The 21,355-nt window shown below is 34.7% G+C and carries 19 protein-coding genes and 1 pseudogene; 8 read left to right on the forward strand and 12 right to left on the reverse strand.

The features are described 5' to 3' along the window. Positions 1–135: 135 nt before the first annotated feature. Genes B2745_RS04120 through B2745_RS04150 form a run of 7 tightly spaced genes read right to left on the reverse strand, consistent with a single transcriptional unit; the run spans position 136 to position 6,160 of the window. Complete coding sequence (locus B2745_RS04120; RefSeq protein ID WP_304064020.1) at positions 136–630, reverse strand: DinB family protein; 495 nt, start codon at positions 628–630, stop codon at positions 136–138. After that, complete coding sequence (locus tag B2745_RS04125) at positions 627–1,319, reverse strand: YjjG family noncanonical pyrimidine nucleotidase (RefSeq protein WP_304064021.1); 693 nt, start codon at positions 1,317–1,319, stop codon at positions 627–629. The genes B2745_RS04120 and B2745_RS04125 overlap by 4 nt, the downstream gene beginning before the upstream one ends. A gap of 42 nt (positions 1,320–1,361) precedes the next feature. Next, on the reverse strand, positions 1,362–2,075 hold the full coding sequence (locus B2745_RS04130) for a 2-phosphosulfolactate phosphatase (protein ID WP_026905491.1): 714 nt from the start codon (positions 2,073–2,075) through the stop codon (positions 1,362–1,364). Positions 2,076–2,107: 32 nt separating this feature from the next. Continuing rightward, entirely contained in the window at positions 2,108–3,193 is a 1,086-nt protein-coding gene (gene gcvT, locus B2745_RS04135; protein WP_304064022.1) for a glycine cleavage system aminomethyltransferase GcvT, read from the reverse strand. 46 nt (positions 3,194–3,239) lie between these two features. Then, positions 3,240–4,448 carry a glycosyltransferase family 4 protein gene (locus tag B2745_RS04140; RefSeq protein WP_304064023.1) on the reverse strand — a complete coding sequence of 403 codons (1,209 nt, stop codon included), beginning with the start codon at positions 4,446–4,448 and terminating at the stop codon, positions 3,240–3,242. Then, positions 4,423–5,055 carry a ribonuclease HII gene (locus tag B2745_RS04145; RefSeq protein WP_304064024.1) on the reverse strand — a complete coding sequence of 211 codons (633 nt, stop codon included), beginning with the start codon at positions 5,053–5,055 and terminating at the stop codon, positions 4,423–4,425. Before B2745_RS04145 ends, B2745_RS04140 begins: the two co-directional genes overlap by 26 nt. Positions 5,056–5,059: 4 nt before the next feature. Continuing rightward, on the reverse strand, positions 5,060–6,160 hold the full coding sequence (locus B2745_RS04150) for a glycosyltransferase family 4 protein (protein ID WP_304064025.1): 1,101 nt from the start codon (positions 6,158–6,160) through the stop codon (positions 5,060–5,062). A gap of 35 nt (positions 6,161–6,195) precedes the next feature. On the opposite strand from B2745_RS04150, the gene B2745_RS04155 reads away from it, so the two are divergent. The 6 genes from B2745_RS04155 to B2745_RS04180 all read left to right on the forward strand — a co-directional run bounded on the left by B2745_RS04155 (position 6,196) and on the right by B2745_RS04180 (position 14,637). After that, the gene (locus B2745_RS04155; protein ID WP_304064026.1) at positions 6,196–7,689 is read left to right on the forward strand and encodes an oligosaccharide flippase family protein; all 1,494 of its coding nucleotides are present in this window, start codon (positions 6,196–6,198) and stop codon (positions 7,687–7,689) included. Positions 7,690–7,729: 40 nt separating this feature from the next. Continuing rightward, positions 7,730–8,809, forward strand: coding sequence for a Wzz/FepE/Etk N-terminal domain-containing protein (locus B2745_RS04160; RefSeq protein WP_304064027.1), 1,080 nt, complete (start codon positions 7,730–7,732; stop codon positions 8,807–8,809). A gap of 49 nt (positions 8,810–8,858) precedes the next feature. Then, entirely contained in the window at positions 8,859–10,235 is a 1,377-nt protein-coding gene (locus B2745_RS04165) for an O-antigen ligase family protein (protein WP_304064028.1), read from the forward strand. Between the two features lie 78 nt (positions 10,236–10,313). Continuing rightward, a complete protein-coding gene (locus tag B2745_RS04170; protein WP_304064029.1) occupies positions 10,314–12,716 on the forward strand; it encodes a TonB-dependent receptor in 2,403 nt (800 codons plus the stop codon). 14 nt (positions 12,717–12,730) lie between these two features. Continuing rightward, positions 12,731–13,915: a PepSY-associated TM helix domain-containing protein gene (locus tag B2745_RS04175; protein ID WP_304064030.1), complete on the forward strand. Its 1,185-nt coding sequence runs from the start codon at positions 12,731–12,733 to the stop codon at positions 13,913–13,915. Between the two features lie 11 nt (positions 13,916–13,926). Continuing rightward, positions 13,927–14,637 (forward strand): DUF4198 domain-containing protein, encoded by a 711-nt coding sequence (locus B2745_RS04180; RefSeq protein ID WP_304064031.1) that lies wholly within the window; start codon positions 13,927–13,929, stop codon positions 14,635–14,637. 109 nt (positions 14,638–14,746) lie between these two features. On the opposite strand, the gene B2745_RS04185 is transcribed toward B2745_RS04180, so the two are convergent. Beyond that, positions 14,747–15,808, reverse strand: coding sequence for a branched-chain amino acid aminotransferase (locus tag B2745_RS04185; protein ID WP_414691918.1), 1,062 nt, complete (start codon positions 15,806–15,808; stop codon positions 14,747–14,749). 243 nt (positions 15,809–16,051) lie between these two features. On the opposite strand from B2745_RS04185, the gene B2745_RS04190 reads away from it, so the two are divergent. Further along, the gene (locus B2745_RS04190; RefSeq protein ID WP_304064032.1) at positions 16,052–17,341 is read left to right on the forward strand and encodes a voltage-gated chloride channel family protein; all 1,290 of its coding nucleotides are present in this window, start codon (positions 16,052–16,054) and stop codon (positions 17,339–17,341) included. 12 nt (positions 17,342–17,353) lie between these two features. Next, positions 17,354–17,818, forward strand: coding sequence for a hypothetical protein (locus tag B2745_RS04195; protein WP_304064033.1), 465 nt, complete (start codon positions 17,354–17,356; stop codon positions 17,816–17,818). 152 nt (positions 17,819–17,970) lie between these two features. Here B2745_RS04195 and groL read toward each other — a convergent pair whose 3' ends face one another. The 4 genes and pseudogenes from groL to B2745_RS04215 form a co-directional block, all read right to left on the reverse strand. Next, positions 17,971–19,608, reverse strand: coding sequence for a chaperonin GroEL (gene groL, locus B2745_RS04200; RefSeq protein WP_304064034.1), 1,638 nt, complete (start codon positions 19,606–19,608; stop codon positions 17,971–17,973). Between the two features lie 120 nt (positions 19,609–19,728). Continuing rightward, entirely contained in the window at positions 19,729–20,004 is a 276-nt protein-coding gene (locus B2745_RS04205) for a co-chaperone GroES (protein ID WP_026905478.1), read from the reverse strand. Between the two features lie 237 nt (positions 20,005–20,241). After that, positions 20,242–20,580 carry a preprotein translocase subunit SecG gene (gene secG / locus B2745_RS04210; RefSeq protein WP_304064035.1) on the reverse strand — a complete coding sequence of 113 codons (339 nt, stop codon included), beginning with the start codon at positions 20,578–20,580 and terminating at the stop codon, positions 20,242–20,244. A 7-nt stretch (positions 20,581–20,587) separates the two neighbouring features. Next, positions 20,588–21,355, reverse strand: a pseudogene (locus B2745_RS04215) (hypothetical protein); the annotation flags it as partial.

Raw genomic sequence — 21,355 nt, forward strand, 5'->3', positions numbered from 1 at the left:
ACAAATATTCATCAGCCTTGATTTTTGTTTCTTTTCATCAAGGAAAAGAAAGAAGCCACTACCCGGCTAGGGTTTTGTGCGCAACAGCCAATTTGTATCATCAGAATTACCCTCAATCCACAATTAAAAACCAATTTACAACTGCTTAATATGATGTTTAGTATGTACCACCATAAAACGTACCCAATCTTTAGCGTCAAGATAGCCTAATCTGGGATGTTTTATTTTATAATGAGGGTCAAAATTTTTAAAATCTGCTTCTAAGGCTGGTAGTTTTCTCTTTAGGTTAATGATTTGATTAGCAGCTTCTTCTGCACTTATACGTTCTACTTTTGAGGCAACAACCGCAGGAGCCTTAATTTTACCTGGCGGAAAAACACCAAAAAATAAGATGAGCCTTACTCGCCAGTCGGGTTTACTGGTTTTAATGTGAGCGGTTCTGTTTAAGCAATTTTCTGCGGCAATTGCAGCAGTTTTATTTACCCAAATTACATGCGAATATACTTCTGAAACCGACCAAACATGAGGCTCTGGTTTTGCAAAAAATTTATCTTCATGAATAGCCTTCAAGTGTCTTAAATACTTGTCCAGTAATTTATTTAGTGATTTAAAATCTGATTTAACACTCATAATAAAGCTTTTAGTTCTGATAAATGATGGATATGTACATCAACATCTTCTGGTTTAGGAAGATGATTTGGGTTAAAATATATAGCATCCATACCTATATTTTTAGCTCCTCTGATATCTGCTTCTAAGCTATCACCAATCATGATACTTTCTGTGATGTTACCCCCTGCAAGATTTAAAGCATGTTGAAAAATAGCCTTATCTGGCTTATTGATCCCAACAATTTCTGAAATGATGATGTTTTTGAAATAGGGTTTTAATCTGGTATTTTCTACTTTATACTCGGTAGATTCTTTAAAACCATTTGATATTAAGTGTAAGTGATATTTCTGGTGCAGGTAGGTTAAAGTTTCATGAGTATCAGGAAATAAATTAGTTTTTGTGGGGCATATACGTACATAATCATCCTCAAAAGAGCTTGGCACTTTAGTTTCATCTATACCTAAATCCATAAAAGTTTTTTTAAATCTTGTTGCCCTGAGCTCTTGTTTAGATATTTCTCCTAAATGGTATTTTGCCCATAATTGATGATTATTTGCCGTATAAGTTTCAATTAAAATATCAGGAGAATGTATGCCTAATACTTGTAGTTGATGATGATGGTATAATTCATGTATCGTTTCTTCTGCATTTTTATCAAAATCCCAAAGGGTATGATCTAAATCAAAGAAGATATGTTGGTATGGCATGCTTAGTTTATGGGGGGTTAGAATATTATATCTTGTTTTTTATTACATTTTCACCAACTTATTTCCTCTTAAAATAGGGATACTTTGGGTAATATTTTCTTGAAGGCAAAACTTAATATCTTCTTCTATACCTAGAAGTTTCAATCGCTCGCTATGAGAGGTCTTTGCCGTATACGCTCCTAAATCATGCTTGGCCAATTCATATAAATCCTCAGCAGCTGTACTAGCATCATCCTGAAAATAATGTTGGTCTTTTAACCTGCTTACCACTGCGCCTGCAAATAAAGTATCCTCTAAGTTAAACTTATTCTTCCATCCGGCACAAAGTAAAAAAACATCTTTATTTTGTGTTTTTAGATAATTACAAATGGCATCAACATTTAAAAAAGAACCTATAATAACTTCGTAAGCTGTTTTTTTTGATTCGTCTATAGCGTGTGTGCCATTGGTAGTAGTTAAAACGATGGTTTTACCTTTAACTTTTTCTGTAGTGTAAGAAAATGGTGAGTTACCAAAATCAAAACCTTCTACTACTTTACCATCTCTTTCTGCTGCTAAAAGGCAAATATCATCTTTTAAGGATAAGCATTCTTCTACGGTTGCTACGGGTATAATGGCTTCTGCCCCATTTTCTATTCCGTAACAAATAGAAGATGTTGCTCTAAAAATATCAATAACAATAACTATAGAATTCTCAATATTATAAAGTGGAAGTAAGGCTGGGGTGAGGCAAACTTCTATCTTTCTTTGCTGCATATATATTATTTATAATCTTATTTCAGATTGATTTATGATTTCTTGATGAAAGGGAGTTTAACCACCTTAGCTTTAATTTTATTGTCTCTTATTTTGATAAAAATCTCGGTATCTATTTTACTAAAAGCTTTATCTACATAGCCTAAACCAATAGCTTTTTGTAAAGATGGAGATTGCGTACCTGATGTTACTTTTCCGATGGCGTTTCCATCGGCATCACAAATTTCATAATCATGACGGGGGATTCCACGCTCTACCATTTCAAAACCAACTAATTTGTTAGCCACACCGTTTTGCTTTTGTAAAGCCAAGGCTTCTGAATTGGTAAAAGATTTATTAAAACTGGTAACCCAGCCTAAACCAGCTTCAAGTGGCGATGTTTGATCATTGATATCATTGCCATATAAACAGAAGCCCATCTCTAATCTTAAAGTATCTCTGGCACCTAAACCTATAGGTTTTATGCCATAAGCTGCCCCAGCTTCAAAAATAGCATCCCAAATTTTTTCAGCGTGTTGATGGTCAAAATAAATTTCAAAACCACCAGCCCCAGTATATCCGGTAGCAGAAATTAAAACATTTTCTATACCCGCAAAAACGCCTTTTGTAAAAGTATAATACTCCATTGCTGCTAAATCTATGCTGGTTAAACTTTGTAGCGCTTTAGCTGCTAAAGGACCTTGTACAGCTAATAATGAGGTACGGTCTGATATATCTTTCATATCCACACCTTGGGTATTAAAGCTTTGTATCCAATCCCAATCTTTTTGTATGTTAGAAGCGTTTACTACCAACATATAAGTTTTTTCATCTATACGGTAAACCAGTAAATCATCAACAATACCACCTTCTTTGTTAGGCAAATAAGCGTATTGTATTTTACCATCAAAGAGTTTAGCTGCATCGTTAGCACTTACTTGTTGTATTAAGGCTAAAGCACCTTCACCTTTAAGAATAAACTCGCCCATGTGGCTTACATCAAAAACACCAACCGCATTTCGTACTGTCTCATGCTCTATATTAATTCCTGCATATTGTACGGGCATATTATAGCCTGCAAAAGGTACCATTTTGGCACCCAAAGCTATATGCTTATCGGTTAAGGCTGTATTTTTCATGAATTTTCTTTGTGTTATGATCAGGTGCGAAATTAACAAAAAAACATCAAGGCTTTTTGTCACAAATTGCTTCATAAACATTTAGTAAATCTTTACTCAGCATTTTATTGTTATGATGTTTAAGTACCAGTTTTTTAGCTTCTTTTCCTATCCTGCTGATTAAGGTTTTATCAGTAAAGCAACGCAGAATTTGTTTATAAAAATCATCTGCCTTATCGGCAATTAGAATATTCACATCATGCTGATAATTGATACCTTCTGCGGCAATGGAAGTAGCAATGATACATTTTCCTAAGGCCATTGCTTCTATAATTTTTACCCGCATGCCACTACCAGAAAGTAAAGGTACAATAAGCACATGTTGTCTGGCTATGAAGGCTGTGGCATCATCCACTTCACCTTCTAAAATGAAAGACTCGCTATTTAATCCCTCCAAATATTTAGGCATATTCTTACCTGCTAAATGGAAAGTAATGCCTGCATCCAGCTGTTTAATAGAAGGCCAAACTTTTTCTAAAAACCAATCTATACCTTCTAAATTCGGACGCCAATCCATAGAACCTATATAGCCTATACTTTTGTGTAATGATGGGTTTTGCTGGACATTATATTTTTCTAAATCTAGTGCTACCGGGAAGGTATGTACCGGACTTTGACAGCCTACACTCTTGAAAAAATGCTCATCTACCGCACTAATGGTAATAATGGCATTAAAACTATTTAAAATCTTAAACTCAAACTTTTGTAAGCGCTTACTTAGTAGGTTAAAGTACATTTTACGCAAGAAAAAGTTCTCTTGCAGGGTTAAACGTTTCCAAATTTGATGTTCTATATTGTGAGCTCTGTAGATAATTTTTGCCTTACTTACGGCTTTAACAATGTCTAAATAAGGCACTACCTGCAAGCCTTCAAATTGTATGATATCAAAATCTTGCGTTCTTAATAAATGCGCAAGTTTGCTAGCACAGTTTTTTTCGTAAAACCTGCTGAGGTTGTAAGATTCCCCTGTAAATAAGTTTAAAAATGCATCTTTTACTTTTACTCTATTATCAATTTTATACTGTACAAACTTTATTTTTTTAAACACAGGGTCTTTAATTTCTTTTGTTTTTACGAAATGTTTGGTTGTGTTTAAAGAGAAAAGTGTAACCTCACCGCCTAAATCAATAAGTTCTTTTATGGTGTTGTATACCACAATAGCATAACCACCATGAGGTGGAAAAGGGACCCTATTGGTGAGCAGTAGTACTTTCATAAGCTAGGTTGTTGAATAAAGAAAGCTGCGGATTGCTTATCCTAAAAGTTTTACGATGATAGGGGCTTAAACCATAACTAAGTACAGCCTCGCGGTGCTTTACTGTTGGGTAACCTTTATTCTGTTTCCAATCGTAATGCGGAAACTGCTGGTGCAGGCTTTCCATATATTCATCTCTATAGGTTTTGGCTAAAATAGAGGCTGCTGCTATAGAGAAATATTTACCATCGCCTTTTACAATACATTGGTGTTTGGTATTTTGGTAAGGCTTAAACCTATTGCCATCTATAATAATAAAATCTGGCTGTTGCTTCAACTGCTCTAAAGCCCTATGCATAGCTAAGAAAGAGGCATTTAAAATGTTTATTTTATCAATTTCTTGATGGTCTACTGCGGCAACTGCAAATGCCACAGCTTTTTCTTCAATCTCTTTACGTAAGGCAAAACGTTCTCTTTCTGAAAGTTGTTTAGAATCATTTAGCAGAGGGTGGTTAAAATCTGGAGGTAATATAACAGCCGCTGCAAAAACTGGCCCTGCCAAACAACCTCTACCGGCTTCATCACAGCCGGCTTCTAAAAGCTCCTGTTGGTAAAATGGTAATAGCATTAGCTTAAATTTGTATGGTTTCCCATAATTTATCTGCGGCGGCATCCCAAGAATAACTTTGTGCAAAAGCTATTCTTTTACGCTGCTGCTCTTTATCAGGTTGCATGTTTGCTAATTTAAGCAAAGCATTTTCTAAGTCAAAAACGTTAAACGGATTAATTAAATATGCCAAACCACCAGAAATTTCTTCCATAGCTGTGTTTTTACTGGTGATTACAGGTGTACCACATGCAAAAGCCTCTATTACAGGTAAGCCAAAACCCTCAAAATAAGAAGGATAAACAGCGGCAGTTGCATGAGTTACTAAACTTACCAGTTCATCATCGGGTAGTTTGCCGGTAAAAATAACATCAGCCTTGTACTGCATGTGCTGATAATAATTTTCAAGTTCTTGATTTTTCCAAGCTTTTCTACCGGTAAGCACCAATACATGGGCTAATTGATGTTTTGCCTTAAAAGATTCAAAAGCTTTTAATAGGCTAAGTATATTTTTTCGTGGGTGTATGGCTCCAGTATAAATAAAATAGGGTTTTTCAAACTTAAATTGATGTTTTTCTTGTATTAATGAAGGTTTAAAAACATCAGAAACACCGTTATAAATAACTGTTATTTTACTTTTTGGTATTTGATATTTCTGGACAATATCTGCTTTACTGAAATTTGAGACGGTAACAATAGCATCAGCCTGATGGGCAAATTTTGGAAAAAAATAGCGATAATAAATAGCAGAAAGCCAATCTATAGCTTTGGGGTAATGTTCAAAAGCGATGTCATGGATAACCGCTACCTTTTTGATATCAACATTTAAAGGTAAAAAACCATCTGGCGACAAGAAAACATCCGCTTTAAGCGCTTTTAACTTTCTTTTTAAACGGTACTGAAACCAGATATAATACAAAAAAGGATGCCTTGCCTGCGGATAAACGATGTATGCCTTTACATTTGGTGCAAAAAGAAAAGAAGCGTCAAATTTTCTATCGAATAAAAAAATAAACTCTACTTCAGGATGCTTAAGAACCATTCTTTTCAAAATTTCAAAAGAAAATCTGCCTATGCCTTCTAGGTTATCTTTCTGTAAAAAACGGGTGTTAACGGCTATTCGCAAAATATCAATTAAGGTAAAGGCTAAGATAAAGAAACATGCTTCATAATAAAATTGCGGCTTTGCATTTATTAGTTTATTTTCATCTCTCAACTGTTATGCATAAAAAGTTAGCTGGCTGGGTAATTATACTCATTCTTGTAAATGTTTCCATAAAATTAGTCTGGATTTTTGGGGTAGAACGTGGTGTGCAATTGGCCGCCGGGTTTGAAGCTTATGGCCTGTACTACAGTCTTTTTAACTTTAGTTTTGTTTTAAGCATTGTTACAGACCCTGGCATTAATAACTATTTACTACGCTCTGTTGCACAACAAGTTGCCACCAAAGAAAACATAAAACTTTTTAGCTTAAAGCTGATATTATCTGCTATTTATATCGTGATTACCTTTTTAAGTGCCATTTGCAGTGGTTACGATAGTAGTTATTTTATCCTTTTATTTTGGCTGAGTTTGTATCACGTCTTATGGTCTTTCTTGAACTTTTTAAGGTCATATTTAAAAGGTGCCGAGTTGTACAAGGCAGAAACCGTTTTTTCTGTTTTAGATAAACTCTTGCTTATTTTATTATTTATACCACTTTTGGTATATGATATAGCATTAAGTAGTAATCTCCTTTTTTTTGCCATAAGCCAAGTTATTGCGGTAGCTATAAGTATAATATGCTGCGCTTTAGTACTACATCAAAACCGTATTTTTGTATTTCAAATCAGCAAGTTAAAACCCGATTTTAGCATCCTAAAAAGCTTAATGCCTTTTACCCTTTTTACCTTTTTAGTATTGGCTTACAATAAAATTGACAGTATCATGCTAGAAAAAATGTTGCCAAACGGGCAATTAGAAGCTGGTATTTATGCTGCTGCTTACCGCTTGTTAGATGCCTCAAACATCATTTATGTTTTGTTTGCATCCTTGTTTTTCCCAACGGTAAGTAGGTTTATTGCTCAGGGTAAAAGTATCCGGGCTGTAGTGAAAGAAAGTTTTGAATTATTGATGGTATTGGCTATTATCATTTCTCTAAGCTGTTGGTTTTTTAAGGTAGAAATCATGCATCTTTTATACGGAGACAAAAGCAGTAGCCATTTATCTGATGTATTTGGTTTATTGATGTTTAACAGTCCCTTTATTGTGCTATATTATATTTTTAGCAGCATTTTAACGGCCGGAAATAAACTAAAAGCGTTAAACATAATTTCTGGGATGGGTTTGCTCATTAACATCGTGTTAAACTGTTACTTTATTCCGCAATATTTAGCTTATGGTGCCGCCTTAAGCACTTTAATAGCTTTAGTAGTTGCGGGTTTGTCTTACCAAGCTTTTTACCATATTTATTTTGAAGCCAAGTTTCCTTTACGTATCATTTTAAAATTATTTGGTTTTGTAAGCATATTGGTTTTGGGTGGCTACCTTCTGAAATATAGTAACATACATTGGTTGCTATCCTTATTCATCTTTGTAAGTGGCAGTATCATCACAAGTTTTTTGATTAAACTATTATCTCTGGAAAAAATTAAGGATATGTTAAAAATGGTATAAACAGATATTATTTATAATTTAACCGTTTAAAACCGATAAATTGGAAAAAACAATACCACAGCTTAATCTTCTCTCTGTCAGCAGTATGATGATAAGAAATCGGAAACATATCATGCTGATAACTTTTATAGGTTTAGTGATAGGCTTAATTACCAGCTTTATTATCACCCCAAAATATGAAGCTTATACCGTTTTTTATATTCCTGCAAATAACTCTATATCCAAATCTGTATTAGGAGAAAGTAATCTGGAAGATTTTATGGAGTTTGGTAGTGAAGAGCAAACCGACCAAGTTCTAGAAATGCTTCAGGCAGATGAGTTGAAAGATAAAGTGATTCAGAAATTTAATTTATTAGCACATTATGATATTAAAGCGGATGAGCAGTATCCCCTTACCAAAGTAAGAGCGCAACTAACATCCAACACTAAAATTAACCGTACTGATTATTTAGCTATAAAAATTGCTGTAAAAGATGAGGACCCAAAAATAGCAGCAGAAATTGCCAATTATATGTCTTTTGCATTAGATAGCATGCGTACCTTAATGCAGCAAGAAAGAGCCAAACAAGCTTTTGATATTTTGGCTTATCAATATCAAAAAAAACAAAAGCAGGTAGATGCTATTTTAGCACAATTAAGTAGTATTAGAGCCCAAGGTGTTTTTGATTATAAAGCACAATCTGAAGTTTTAAGCGAAGCCATTATTAAAGCAGAAACTCAGTTAAAAGCAGAAGAAGCCCGTTTAAAAGTTTATGATTTAAATAGAAAAGATTTACCCGATACCACTTATATTAAAGCGAAAGGGCGTTTAGAAGCTGCAAGAGCAACATTAAAATCATTACAACCAACCATAAACACTTTTAGTAAACTAAGTGGTAAATATTTAAATTTTGAAGCTGTTTACGAAAAAGAAAAAGAAGCTTTAACCAATTTGCAGTTACGTTATGAAAATGCCGAGGTGGATTTAAAGAAATCAGCCGCACAAAAATTCATGATTGACAAAGCAAGCGTACCAGAAAAGAGTACTTATCCTAATAAATTACTGGTGATGTTAAGTATGGGTTTAAGTGCATTTTTGTTAGCTTGTTTAGGCTTTTTGGTTAAGGAAAACTCTCATTAAATTGATAACATCTATTAAACAGATTTATACCGTAAGCATTGTCTTTTTAATGTTGATAGCTTTCGTGGTATTTAAATTCCCTGTTTATTATGGCTTGCTTCTTCCTGCTACATTAATCGTTATAGCACTTTTTATATTTTCTTTAGATAAGCTATTATTACTGATAGCTTTTTGTACACCGCTATCGGTAGAATTAATGCTGGGTACGGCAGGTATAAACCTGCCTGATGAACCTATGATGTTTGCCTTTAGCCTACTGTTTTTTTTAAAGCTTTGGCAAGAACCACCTGCCTTTAAAACGGTATTCAAAAACCCTTTAACCATTTGTGTTACAGTGTTTTATTTCTGGATCATCATCACCAGTTTAAGCAGCAGTATTCCTTTAGTTTCCTTTAAGTTTTTACTTGCTCATTTTTGGTTTATTGGCACAGGCTTTATGTGGGGATTTTTTATTTTCCAGAAAAGCCAAAATATCAAAAACTTTATCATTTCTTATGGTTTAGGCTTATGCCTGATTGTTTATTACACCAGTATCAGACATTGGCAACGTGGTTTCTCGCAAAAAAGCGGAACGTTTGTAATGAATCCATTTTTTGATGACCATACCGTTTACAGTGCTGTATGTGCTATGATATTTGTTTTTGCCATTGTTTTAATCATCAAAGGGAGAGCTTATTTATCATCTCTTAATTTTATTTTTTTGTTGATTATAGCCGCATCAACCACAGTTGGTATATTACTTTCTTATTCCAGAGCAGCTTGGTTAAGCATTCTCATCACCTTAGGCTTTGCTATGCTTCTAAAATGGCGGATAAAATTTAAAACCATTATCATAGGTTTGATATTAGCGGCATCTATTGCGTTGTTATTTCAAAATCAAATTTACCAAAGCATTAGATTTAACAAAGTAGCATCAGGTAAAACCCTAGCAGGAGATCTAAAATCAATTTCTAACATCAGTACCGATGATTCTAATGTAGAACGCCTCAACCGATGGAAATCTGCCTGGAGGATGTTTCAGGAAAAACCATTTTGGGGATACGGACCAGGCACTTACCAGTTTCAATATTCAGGCTATCAAAGAGCTCATGAAATGACATCCATCAGTACCACCACCGGAGATATGGGTGGCATACATAGCGAATATTTGAGACCTCTGATAGAAAGTGGTGTAATAGGTTTGCTCACTTTTCTAATGCTTGTTTTTACAGTTATAAAATTGCTTTTAACTGTGATTTATCAATCTCCAGATAAACAACTCCAACTATATGCTCAAGCTGTTTTACTGAGTTTATCAACCTATCTGATGCATGGTTTTCTGAATAATTTTTTAGACCAAGATAAAGCTGCTCTTATCTTTTGGGCTTTATTAGGTATGGCAGGAGCTATTTACCATCAACATACTAACCAAAAACATCTTATTTAGAATTATTATAAATAATTTGGAATTTTATAAACACACCTCTATATTTGCTGTTGTTTATAATTAATCTAAATAAATACAATGAATAATCATTATCTAAAATCTTTTATTTTATTTCTGTCTATCATATTTAGTTGTCACTTGGTTAACGCCCAAACAGGCACTATTAAAGGCAAGGTTAAAACTTCAGACGGACTAGCAGCACCCTTAGTTTCTATCAGTATAAAAGGAATTAAAAGCACCTTGGTAGATGATAAAGGACAGTATTTACTTAAAGGCTTAAAACCTAGTGTATATGAAGTTACTGCAAGCTATGTGGGTTTAGCATCACAAAGTAAACAAGTTACAGTAATAGCCAACCAAATAACAGAACTAGACTTTATACTTTCTGAAAGTGGACAAGAACTTAAAGAAGTTACCATTAAACAAATTAAAGCTAACAAGTTTGCTAAAAAAGAATCTCCGTATGTAGCCAGGTTACCGCTTCTCAATATGGAAAATCCTCAGGTTTATAGTACCATTTCTAGCGAGTTGATTAAAGAACAAGTCATCACAAGTTTTGATGATATCGTTAAAAACGCCCCAGGTATTGATAAACTTTGGACTTCTACCGGAAGATCAGGAGACGGAGCTGCCTATTATGCTTTACGAGGCTTTGCGGTACAACCTAACTTACTGAATGGTTTACCTGGCTTAACCAATGGTGGTTTAGATGTTTCTAATGTTGAGCGTTTAGAGGTTATCAAAGGTCCATCAGGTACCTTATTTGGAAGTAGCTTAATTTCTTATGGTGGTTTAATTAACGTGGTAACCAAAAAACCTTATGAACAATTTGGTGGCGAAATTAACTATACATCTGGCACTTATGGCTTAAACAGATTTAGTGCAGATATCAATACTCCGGTTAAAGAAAACTTATTTCTAAGAATTAATACCGCTTACCATACAGAAGGCAGTTTCCAAGATGCTGGCTTTAGAAAAGCTTTATCTTTTGCACCTTCCTTAAGCTACAAAGCAACTGACAGGTTAAGTATTGATTTAAATGCTGAGTTTTTAAACGAGGAAAGAACAAACCCAGCGATGATATTTTTAGACCGAGATGCTCCATTACTAGCTAAAAATATGGATGAGTTAGGTTATAATCCTAAACTTTCTTTCACCAATAACGAGCTAACTTTAAAAAACCCAATTAGTAGTTTCCAAGGTCAGCTGAACTACAAACTTTCTGATAGTTGGACCTCGCAAACTGTATATTCTAGAAGCGCAGCTAAATCTGATGGTTATTATTCTTATTTGTATGAAGTATCAAGATTTATCCCTAATTATCCAAATATTGATGGTGTATTTAGAAGATATATCAATAAACAAAATGGCAATACTTATACTACAGATATTCAGCAAAACTTTATCGGCGATTTTAAAATCGGGAAATTTAGAAATCGCTTAGTTGCTGGTTTAGATTATTATAACAAAGTTATCATCAACAATAGCAGTAGCTATGCTGTAGTTGGCGATGTTAAAATGAATGGCGAAGATACAGGTATTTTAACCAGACCAGCTGTTGATGATAAATTAAGAACATTAGCTGCTCCAAAAACAAAAACATCACAAGAAGTTTACAGCGCTTATGTTTCTAACGTATTTAACTTTACGCCACAACTTTCTGCCATGTTAAGCGGTAGGTTAGATTATTTTGATAATAAAGGCATAGAAACCAATCCTAATGATGACTATGATCAAACCGCATTTTCACCAAAATTGGGTATCGTTTACCAACCCATAAAAGATAAGGTTTCCATTTTTGGTAATTACATGAATGGCTTTAGAAACATTGCTCCTATTACACAAGGAAGTGTAGTTAACACCTTCAGACCAGAGCAAGCCAACCAAATAGAAGGTGGTGTTAAATTAAGTCTATTCAATAATCTGTTCACAGGTACTTTAAGCTATTATGATATTAGAGTTTCTGATGTGGTAAGACAAGGTGGCGAAACATCACCAGGCTCAGGTGTTTTCCAATACTCGCAAGACGGCGAAAATTACAGTAAAGGTTTCGAAGCAGAAATAATAGCTAACCCTGTTAAAGGTTTAAATATTATTGCCGGCTATAGCCATAACGATAGCAAAGTGGTTGAAAGTAGCCAAGTACAATTTGTTAATAGAAGACCAGAAAGTGCTGGCCCGCAAGATATGGTAAACCTATGGTTAAGCTATAAATTCTTAGAAGGTAATTTAAATGGCTTTGGTTTAGGTTTTGGTGGTAACTATGCGAGTGAAAATGTCATCATGAACAGGTTACTGCCTGGTGCTTTTGCTCTACCAGCGTATACCGTTTTAAACGCATCAGCATCTTACCAAACTAACCGAATTGGCTTAATCTTAAAGTTAGACAACCTTACCAACAAAGAATATTACAAAGGTTGGTCTACCATAGAAGCACAAAGACCAAGAACTGTAAATGCTAGCCTTAGTTACAAGTTTTAAGCATAAAATTTAAGATGAGCTTTAAAAAAAGTATCAGAAAAATTCACCTCTGGCTCGGATTAACATCCGGGCTAGTGGTGTTTATAGTCAGCATCACCGGCTGTTTGTATGTTTTTCAAAAAGAAATATCAAGCCTATATTATCATGATGTTTTGTATGTTGATGTACCTAAAAACACATCAACTTTACCCATATCCGAGCTTATTGAAAAAGCAGAACTCGAGTACGGTAAACAAATCCCTATACGTACAGCAACCAGCTTTAAACAGGCTGATAAAGCATGGGAATTTATGTTTTTTAAAGCCGGTCCAGAAGATGCCATCACCTATTTTGAAGCTATTGAATATTATGATGCCATTTATATAAACCCATACACAGGAGCTATTACTGGTAAAATAGATTATAAATACAATTTCTTTAGTCTGGTAAAATATATGCATTGGAGTTTACTGTTAAGCACTCCGTATGGCCAGCCCATAGTAGGTTACGCTACTTTAATTTTTGTAGTGATGCTTATCAGTGGTATCATTTTATGGTGGCCAAAAAATCTTAAAAAATCAAATGTTAATAAAAGTTTCAAAGTTAAATGGTCTGCAAAATTTAAACGCCTCAATTACGACTTACATAATGTAGCTGGTTTTTATGCCTCATTTGTGTTACTACTTTTAGCCCTTACGGGGATGGTTTGGGCTTTTAAATGGTTTCAGGCTACGGTATATGTGGTTGCTAGCCAAAGTACCAAAGCACCAGAGAAAATAAAGCTTAGCTCTAACCCTGCTGATTCTACCTTAATAACTATCCAAAACCCTATTGATTTAGCTTACCATACTGCCAAAAAAGAATTAGCAGAAGCAGATAGATTAGCTATACTAAAACCTTCAACGCCAGAAGCTACCATTAGAGTTACCGGCTACCGTGGTAAAGAGGTTTATTATAACCAAGACCAATTACAGTTTGACCAATACACGGGTAAACGCCTGCATCGCAAAAATTTTGCTGATGCTAATAATGGAGAGAAAATTATCGCCATGAATTATGACATCCACGTAGGTGCCATCTTAGGCTTACCCGGTAAAATATTAGCCTTCATAGCTAGCCTTATCTCCTCTAGTTTACCTGTAACAGGTTTCATGATATGGTGGGGCAGAAGAAATAAAAAAGCAAAAATCATCACCACACAAAAATTAATTACAGCTTAACAAATACAATCATGAAAATTTTAAAATCATTACTCTTTTTAGCCTTATTAGCGCTCCCATTTAAAAATTTATTAGCCCATGCCTTATGGATAGAAACTCCTTTAAATGGTAAAATAGGACAAGCACAGCAAGTAAATATCTTTTATGGTGAATATGCAACACAAGAAAAAGAAGCACCAGCTAAATGGTATTCTGATGTTAACCAGTTTAGCTTATGGCTGATACAACCTGGAAAAGAAAAAATTAGACTAGAAGTAAAAGAAACTCAGGATGGTTTCACAGCATCTTTTACACCTACTGTGCAAGGGCAATATGCTTTATCAGTAGTGCATGAAGCCAAAGAATTAGGCGGTACAACTAAATATGAATTTTCTTCTTATGCTATGGTGAATGTAGGTAATGTTAAAGCTCAGACTGAAGTGCCGAATCCGCTAAAAACAGTTTTTAAATCACAAAAAGTTTATCAAAAAAATCAGGAAGTACAATTTCAGGTTTTGTTAAATAACAAAGCCTTTGTAAAAGGGAAAGTCATGATTTTTTCTCCTGAGGGTTGGAGTAAAGAATACATCGCTGATGAAAATGGCTATATTACTTTTACACCTATATGGAAAGGCTTTTATCTTTTAGAAGCCAGTAATTACGAAAAAGTAAATGGTACACACTACGGTAAAACTTATGATGCCAGTTGGCAAGGTGCAACTTCGGGTATTTATATTCAATAAGCTATAAGTGGTATTAATACTCCATTTCAATCAGCTATAAACAAAAAATCCTCGCCTTATTATAGTAGCGAGGATTTTTTACTTATCAACCTATTCTATTCTATTAAACCTAAACGATATAATTCCAGGCTCTGGTATCTTCTATTCTACCATGTTTGATGTCATCTAATGCTGTTCTCATTTGATGAGCAAAAACACTTTCAGCAGGGTTTGGTAATTCATAAACCTTGCCTTCATGGGTTATGGCTGCTATTTGAGCAATAGTTGCTGCGGTACCAGCACCAAAAGCATCGCTACAAGTTCCGTTTTGTATGGCTTCTAAAACCTCTTTTACAGAAACTCTTCTTTCTTCTACCTCATAACCAAAGTCTTTTGCCAATGTTAAAACGCTATCTCTGGTCACACCCTTTAAAATGGTATCGCGGGTAGAGGGAGTTAAAACTTTATGATTGATAACAAATGCAATATTAGCTGCTCCCATTTCTTCTATAAACTCATGGTTTTTAGCATCAGTCCAAATCAACTGATCGTAACCCTGCTCTAAAGCTTTTTTTGCAGGATACATAGAACCACCATAATTTCCGGCTGCTTTGGCATATCCATAACCTCCTTCACAGGCTCTTGAAAACTCAGTTTCTACCTTTACATTTAAATTTTTTGAAAAATATGCTCCAACCGGACAGGTCAATATCATAAACTTATACGTTTCTGATGGTGTAACACCCAAAAACCTATCTGTTGCAAACATATAAGGTCTTATGTATAAAGAGCAACCCTCTTTTGATGGTATCCAATCTCTTTCCAAATCTACCAATGCAGCAATGCACTTTACAAAAACATCCTCTGGCAAGGTAGGCATACACATACGCTCTGCAGATTTATTAAAGCGTTCTGCATTTTTATCGGGACGGAAAACAGAAACTTTTCCATCAGCATGTTTATAGGCTTTTAATCCTTCAAAAAAAGATTGTCCGTAATGCAGTGAAGAAATTGCCGGACTTACACTAATATCTCCGTAAGGTATAATTTCAAAATTTTGCCACTTTCCGTTTTCATAATCCGCAACTAACATGTGGTCTGTAAATACCCTACCAAAAGGTAAATTATCAAAATCAACCTGTGATAATCTAGATGTCTTAACCTTAGTTATTTTAATATCAAGTGTTTCCAAAATATGCTTCCTAAATGTATAGCTTACAAAATTACAATATTTGTTTGATTAAGAATTTTAGAAACGTCATAAATTTTATTTTTTTCTTCCTCCATCTTAACCTCAAATAGCTTTGTCATAGGATTTGAGCAAATTTATTTTATTTTTGGTCATCAGCAGGTATCATTTTATAATTTCACATCTTATAAAGATCAATATCGGCTTTCGCATCAGCTTCATTTTCATGATAAAAAAACAACATCCATGTTTACCCAAATAGAAAAGTTAAAGTCATTAGCATTTTTAGATAAGTTACTGATGTTTAAGTTTTTACTAAAATGGCTTTTCATTTGTAGCATTATTGGTGTGCTTAGCGGAACTGCATCTGCCTGGTTTTTGATAGCTTTAAATTGGGCAACCAACCTTCGTGAACAACAGCTTTGGATCATTGGCTTTCTTCCTCTAGCAGGTGTATGGATTGTATTTTTATACGAAAAACTGAGTAAAGATGCCGCAAGAGGTAATAACCTTATTTTAGAAGAAATACATCAACCTAAAAAGAAAATACCCCTATTGATGGCCCCACTCATATTTTTTAGTACTGTTACCACGCATTTATTCGGAGGTTCGGCAGGTAGAGAGGGTTCTGCTGTACAAATGGGTGCCGCCTTAGCTGATGAGGTAAGCCGTTGGTTAAAACTTCATAAAAGAGACCGCCGAATTTTGCTGATGTGTGGTATAAGTGCTGGCTTTGCATCTTTATTTGGCACTCCACTAGCTGCTACTATTTTTGCTTTAGAGGTATTTTTAGTAGGTAATCTCGTTTACGAGGCTATTTTACCTAGCCTTTTTGCCGCAATTATTGCACATTGGGTTTGTAACCTTTGGGAACCAGGACATAGCCATTATGCTATAGCTCATACTCCTCCCATAGATGCCATAAACATTTTAATGGCCATACTAGCCGGAATAATTTTTGGCTTGGCAGGAAGATTATTTGCTAACACCAATCATTTATCTCATGCTTTGTTTAAACAATATGTTCCTCATATTTACCTCAGACCCATAGTAGCTGCCGCAATGGTTATTTGTTTCTTATTGATTTGGGGCGATACTAAATTTATAGGCTTAGGTTTAAATACCATTGAAAATGCGTTTCATATTCAGCAACCTTATTATAGCTTTATCATAAAAATTGTATTAACTGCAATAACCTTGGGGGCAGGTTTTAAAGGCGGAGAAGTTACTCCTTTATTTTTTATTGGTGCTACTTTAGGTAGCGCACTATCGGGTATATTACCTTTACCTATTGATTTATTAAGTGGTATGGGCTTTGTTGCTGTATTTACTGCCGCAGCTAATACACCTATTGCTTGTATTTTGATGGGTATAGAGCTTTTTGGAGCGTCATCAGCCATATATATTGCCATTAGCTGTGTGGTTGCTTACCTTTTCTCTGGACATAATGGTATTTACAGCTCGCAAAAAATTGGTTATGCCAAACATCCTTTTTGGATCAGACATACCGGAAAATATTTAAATATGTTTAATTAAAATAAAGTAACCATGAAAAAATCAGCTATTGCAAGTTTAGTGTTACTAGCATCTGTATGGATGGCTTGTAATCAAAATCAACCCTCTACGAGTCAAACAGACTCAACAGTAACCCCAAGTGAAGATGCTTTAGAGACACAATGTTTTACTGCTGTTGTTGGGAAAGACTCGGCCAGCCTGAAGTTGAATAACTTAGACGGTAAAATATCAGGGCAATTAGCTTTTAATTTTTTTGAAAAGGATGACAGCGATGGAGAGATAAAAGGGGAGTTTAAAGGTGATACACTTTTTGTAGATTATATTTTTAAAGCAGAAGGCAGCATTTCTAAGAATCCTTTGGCTTTCTTAAAAAAAGATGGAAAACTATATCAAGGATATGGCGAGATAGAAACCTATTTAGGAAAAACTTATTTTAAAGACCCTGCTGCAATCAATTTTGATAAAGGCTTTGTGTTTGAACAAGATACCTGTAAATAATGTTCTTTTATATGTAAATAGGATATTTTAAGCCTCATCGCTTATATTTAAAAATCCGTATTTGAAAGAATGGTATAAATAAGAAATCCCTGCTCAAGTAAAATCTGAACAGGGATTTTTTATATCATGAAGGCAAGCGCCTGATGTTTTGATTACATCATACCGCCCATACCGCCACCCATAGGAGGCATAGCAGGAGCAGAAGAACCTTCTTCAGCTTCATCAGCTAAAACACACTCTGTTGTTAACAACATAGCAGCAATAGAAGCAGCGTTTTCTAATGCAACACGAGAAACTTTAGTAGGGTCTATAACACCAGCACCAATTAAGTTTTCGTAAACATCAGTACGGGCATTATAACCGTAATCTGCTTTACCTTGTTTAACATTGTGTACTACAATAGAACCTTCAATTCCGGCATTAGCGCAGATTTGACGTAAAGGCTCTTCAATAGCTCTTTTAATGATTTTGATACCTGTAGTTTCATCTTCATTAGCGCCTTTTAAGCCTTCTAAAGACTCAACCGCTCTAATGAAAGCAACGCCACCACCAGCAACAATACCTTCTTCTACAGCTGCTCTTGTAGCATGTAAAGCATCGTCAACACGGTCTTTTTTCTCTTTCATTTCTACTTCTGTAGCAGCACCAACATAAAGAACTGCAACACCACCAGCTAATTTAGCTAAGCGCTCTTGTAATTTTTCTTTATCGTAGTCTGATGTAGTAGTTTCTATCTGAGCTTTGATTTGGTTTACACGAGCTTTGATATCATCACCGTTACCAATACCATTGATGATGGTGGTATTATCTTTATCTACAGTAATTTTCTCTGCCTGACCTAGGTAAGAAAGATCTGCGTTTTCTAATTTATAACCTCTTTCTTCAGAAATTACAGTACCACCAGTTAAGATAGCGATGTCTTCTAACATAGCTTTTCTTCTATCACCAAAACCTGGAGCTTTAACAGCAGCAACTTTTAATGAACCACGGATCTTATTTACCACTAAAGTAGCTAATGCTTCTCCGTCTAAATCCTCAGCAATAATTAAAAGCGGTTTGCCAGTTTGTACTTGTTTTTCTAAAACTGGTAGTAACTCTTTCATGTTGCTGATTTTTTTATCGTAGATTAAGATATAAGGATTATCTAATTCTACTTCCATTTTATCAGCATTGGTTACAAAGTAAGGAGATAAGTAACCTCTATCAAACTGCATACCTTCTACAGTTTTCACTTCAGTTTCTGTACCTTTTGCCTCTTCAACAGTGATAACACCATCTTTACCTACTTTAGCCATGGCCTCAGCAATTAAAGAACCAATAACATCATCGTTATTAGCAGAGATAGAAGCAACTTGCTTAATTTTGTTATTATCTTCTCCTACAGTTTGAGACTGAGATCTTAAGTTCTCAACAACTACAGCAACTGCTTTATCAATACCGCGTTTTAAATCCATTGGATTTGCACCAGCAGCTACGTTTTTAATACCTGCAGTAACAATAGCTTGTGCTAAAACAGTGGCAGTAGTAGTACCATCACCTGCAATATCAGCAGTTTTAGAAGCTACTTCTTTAACCATTTGAGCGCCCATGTTTTCTAAAGCATCTTTCAACTCGATTTCTTTAGCAACAGTAACACCATCTTTAGTGATTGCAGGAGAACCAAATTTCTTATCGATAATTACATTTCTTCCTTTAGGACCTAAAGTTACTTTAACTGCATTAGCTAAAATATCTACACCGCGTTTTAAAGCATCACGGGCTTCTACATTGTATTTAACTTGTTTTGCCATTTTTTTTTTTAGTATTGAGATTTGAGTATTACGTATTGAGAAAAACTCCCAATACAAACTAAAATTCTATTTTTAAATTGATTTCTTCGCAATACGAATATCGCACTACGCTATACTAGATTATAAAATCGCGTAAATATCAGACTCACGCATAATTAAATATTCTTTACCTTCATAAGTAATCTCGGTACCAGAATATTTACCATATAAAACCTGATCACCAACTTTTACAGTCATTGGTTCATCAACTTTACCGTTACCAACTGCTACAACAGTTCCGCTTTGAGGTTTTTCTTTAGCAGTATCAGGAATGTAAATACCTGATGCAGTTTTCTCTTCTGCAGGAGCAGCTTCTACCACTACTCTGTCTGCGATAGGTTTAATGTTCAATGCCATAGTTCTATTTTATGATTTTAATTTTTTTTCGTTTGCTCTACACTACTCATAGAGTATGCCAAAGGCTATAATTGTCATTTTTTCATTTTCAACCCTTCTAAGAGCTTATTTTTAACAATTTTTAAATGTCAGCTTGTCAGCAGTACTGCAATTTTTTTCTATTACCACTTCAAAATAAAGTCAACAAAAAAAGCCACCCCGATTTGGAGTGGCTTACTATAAAATCTTTTATTTTGATTACTTAGCTGTATCTGCCGGTTTACCTTGTGGTAATGATGGCAATGCAGATGGCGCAGCAGTTTTATCTATCTGCTCTTGTATTTTAGAATCTTTGTTAGAGCCTCCTGTGCTAGCACTTGGCGAACCTACATTAATCAATAAAGAAATTACCATTAGGGCAATTGCTAAACCCCAACTTCCTTTTTCCAGGATGTCTCCGGTACGTTGTACCCCCATGATATTGTTAGAGGATGAAAAACCCGAAGATAAACCTCCGCCTTTAGGGTTTTGTACCAAAATAATTAAAACTAACAGTATACAAATAATAATTGCTAGTATGATTAAAAACGTTGTCATATATATTTTAATTAACTTTTAACTCTAAGTATTTAATTTGGCTGGCAAAGTAAGTGCTTTTTTCCGGATATTTCAAACTTAATTTCTTGTAAACCTCTAAAGCCTTATGATATAGCATTTGTTCTACATAAACTTTAGCTAAGGTTTCTGAAACTAATTCATGACTATCTTCTGAACTTCTTTTTGCTTTATTCTCTGTATCTATTTTATTTGCTGGTGGTGGCTTTATCTGAGGTTCTTCCTTAATAAAACGCTCAATAATCTGATATTCTTTTCTTCTAAAATCAAAAGGTATGGTTTGAGATTGCTGATGAGCTAAATCATCAACCGTACGCAGGTGGAAAATATTTTCTGCTATTTGATGACTCAGAACATCTTCTTTTACTGCAATTTGCTTGCTTGTATCTAACTTAAAACCAGCATAAGGTTGCGTATTTTGATACTCCTTACGGGTTTTTGCCAACCACCATAAAAAGGTATAAGGCAAACGCTCATCATTATATTTAGAAACATCTTGATGATGATGAGCGATACTTACAATTTCTTCTTGCTGGTGATGAATTACTGGTTCTTCTTGTACCTCTTGTTCTAAGTTTTCTATTACAGGTTCTTGCTGGGTTGTTGTGTCCTTTACCTCATTTTCTAAAGCCGTTGTATTTACAGAAACTTCATCAACAATAGTTGGGTTGGCGGTATAATCAATACCTTGGTCTAGCGTTTCAACCTCAACAACCGTATTTTTTATCTCTTGATTTTCTTCTTCTTCTTCTTCTTC

Origin of the sequence: Pedobacter glucosidilyticus, from assembly GCF_002483235.1 — a bacterium.
Taxonomy (GTDB): domain Bacteria; phylum Bacteroidota; class Bacteroidia; order Sphingobacteriales; family Sphingobacteriaceae; genus Pseudopedobacter; species Pseudopedobacter glucosidilyticum_B.

What these genes read in the sequence shown, in the direction of transcription:
- B2745_RS04165 (WP_304064028.1), top strand. Translation starts at nt 8,859, where the DNA reads ATGTTGATAGCTTTCGTGGTATTTAAATTCCCTGTTTATTATGGCTTG.
- B2745_RS04180 (WP_304064031.1), top strand. Translation starts at nt 13,927, where the DNA reads ATGAAAATTTTAAAATCATTACTCTTTTTAGCCTTATTAGCGCTCCCA.
- B2745_RS04205 (WP_026905478.1), bottom strand. Translation starts at nt 20,004, where the DNA reads ATGGCATTGAACATTAAACCTATCGCAGACAGAGTAGTGGTAGAAGCT.
- B2745_RS04195 (WP_304064033.1), top strand. Translation starts at nt 17,354, where the DNA reads ATGAAAAAATCAGCTATTGCAAGTTTAGTGTTACTAGCATCTGTATGG.
- B2745_RS04130 (WP_026905491.1), bottom strand. Translation starts at nt 2,075, where the DNA reads ATGCAGCAAAGAAAGATAGAAGTTTGCCTCACCCCAGCCTTACTTCCA.
- B2745_RS04140 (WP_304064023.1), bottom strand. Translation starts at nt 4,448, where the DNA reads ATGAAAGTACTACTGCTCACCAATAGGGTCCCTTTTCCACCTCATGGT.
- B2745_RS04190 (WP_304064032.1), top strand. Translation starts at nt 16,052, where the DNA reads ATGTTTACCCAAATAGAAAAGTTAAAGTCATTAGCATTTTTAGATAAG.
- secG (WP_304064035.1), bottom strand. Translation starts at nt 20,580, where the DNA reads ATGACAACGTTTTTAATCATACTAGCAATTATTATTTGTATACTGTTA.
- B2745_RS04170 (WP_304064029.1), top strand. Translation starts at nt 10,314, where the DNA reads ATGAATAATCATTATCTAAAATCTTTTATTTTATTTCTGTCTATCATA.
- gcvT (WP_304064022.1), bottom strand. Translation starts at nt 3,193, where the DNA reads ATGAAAAATACAGCCTTAACCGATAAGCATATAGCTTTGGGTGCCAAA.
- B2745_RS04125 (WP_304064021.1), bottom strand. Translation starts at nt 1,319, where the DNA reads ATGCCATACCAACATATCTTCTTTGATTTAGATCATACCCTTTGGGAT.
- B2745_RS04175 (WP_304064030.1), top strand. Translation starts at nt 12,731, where the DNA reads ATGAGCTTTAAAAAAAGTATCAGAAAAATTCACCTCTGGCTCGGATTA.
- B2745_RS04120 (WP_304064020.1), bottom strand. Translation starts at nt 630, where the DNA reads ATGAGTGTTAAATCAGATTTTAAATCACTAAATAAATTACTGGACAAG.
- B2745_RS04145 (WP_304064024.1), bottom strand. Translation starts at nt 5,055, where the DNA reads ATGCTATTACCATTTTACCAACAGGAGCTTTTAGAAGCCGGCTGTGAT.
- groL (WP_304064034.1), bottom strand. Translation starts at nt 19,608, where the DNA reads ATGGCAAAACAAGTTAAATACAATGTAGAAGCCCGTGATGCTTTAAAA.
- B2745_RS04155 (WP_304064026.1), top strand. Translation starts at nt 6,196, where the DNA reads ATGCTTCATAATAAAATTGCGGCTTTGCATTTATTAGTTTATTTTCAT.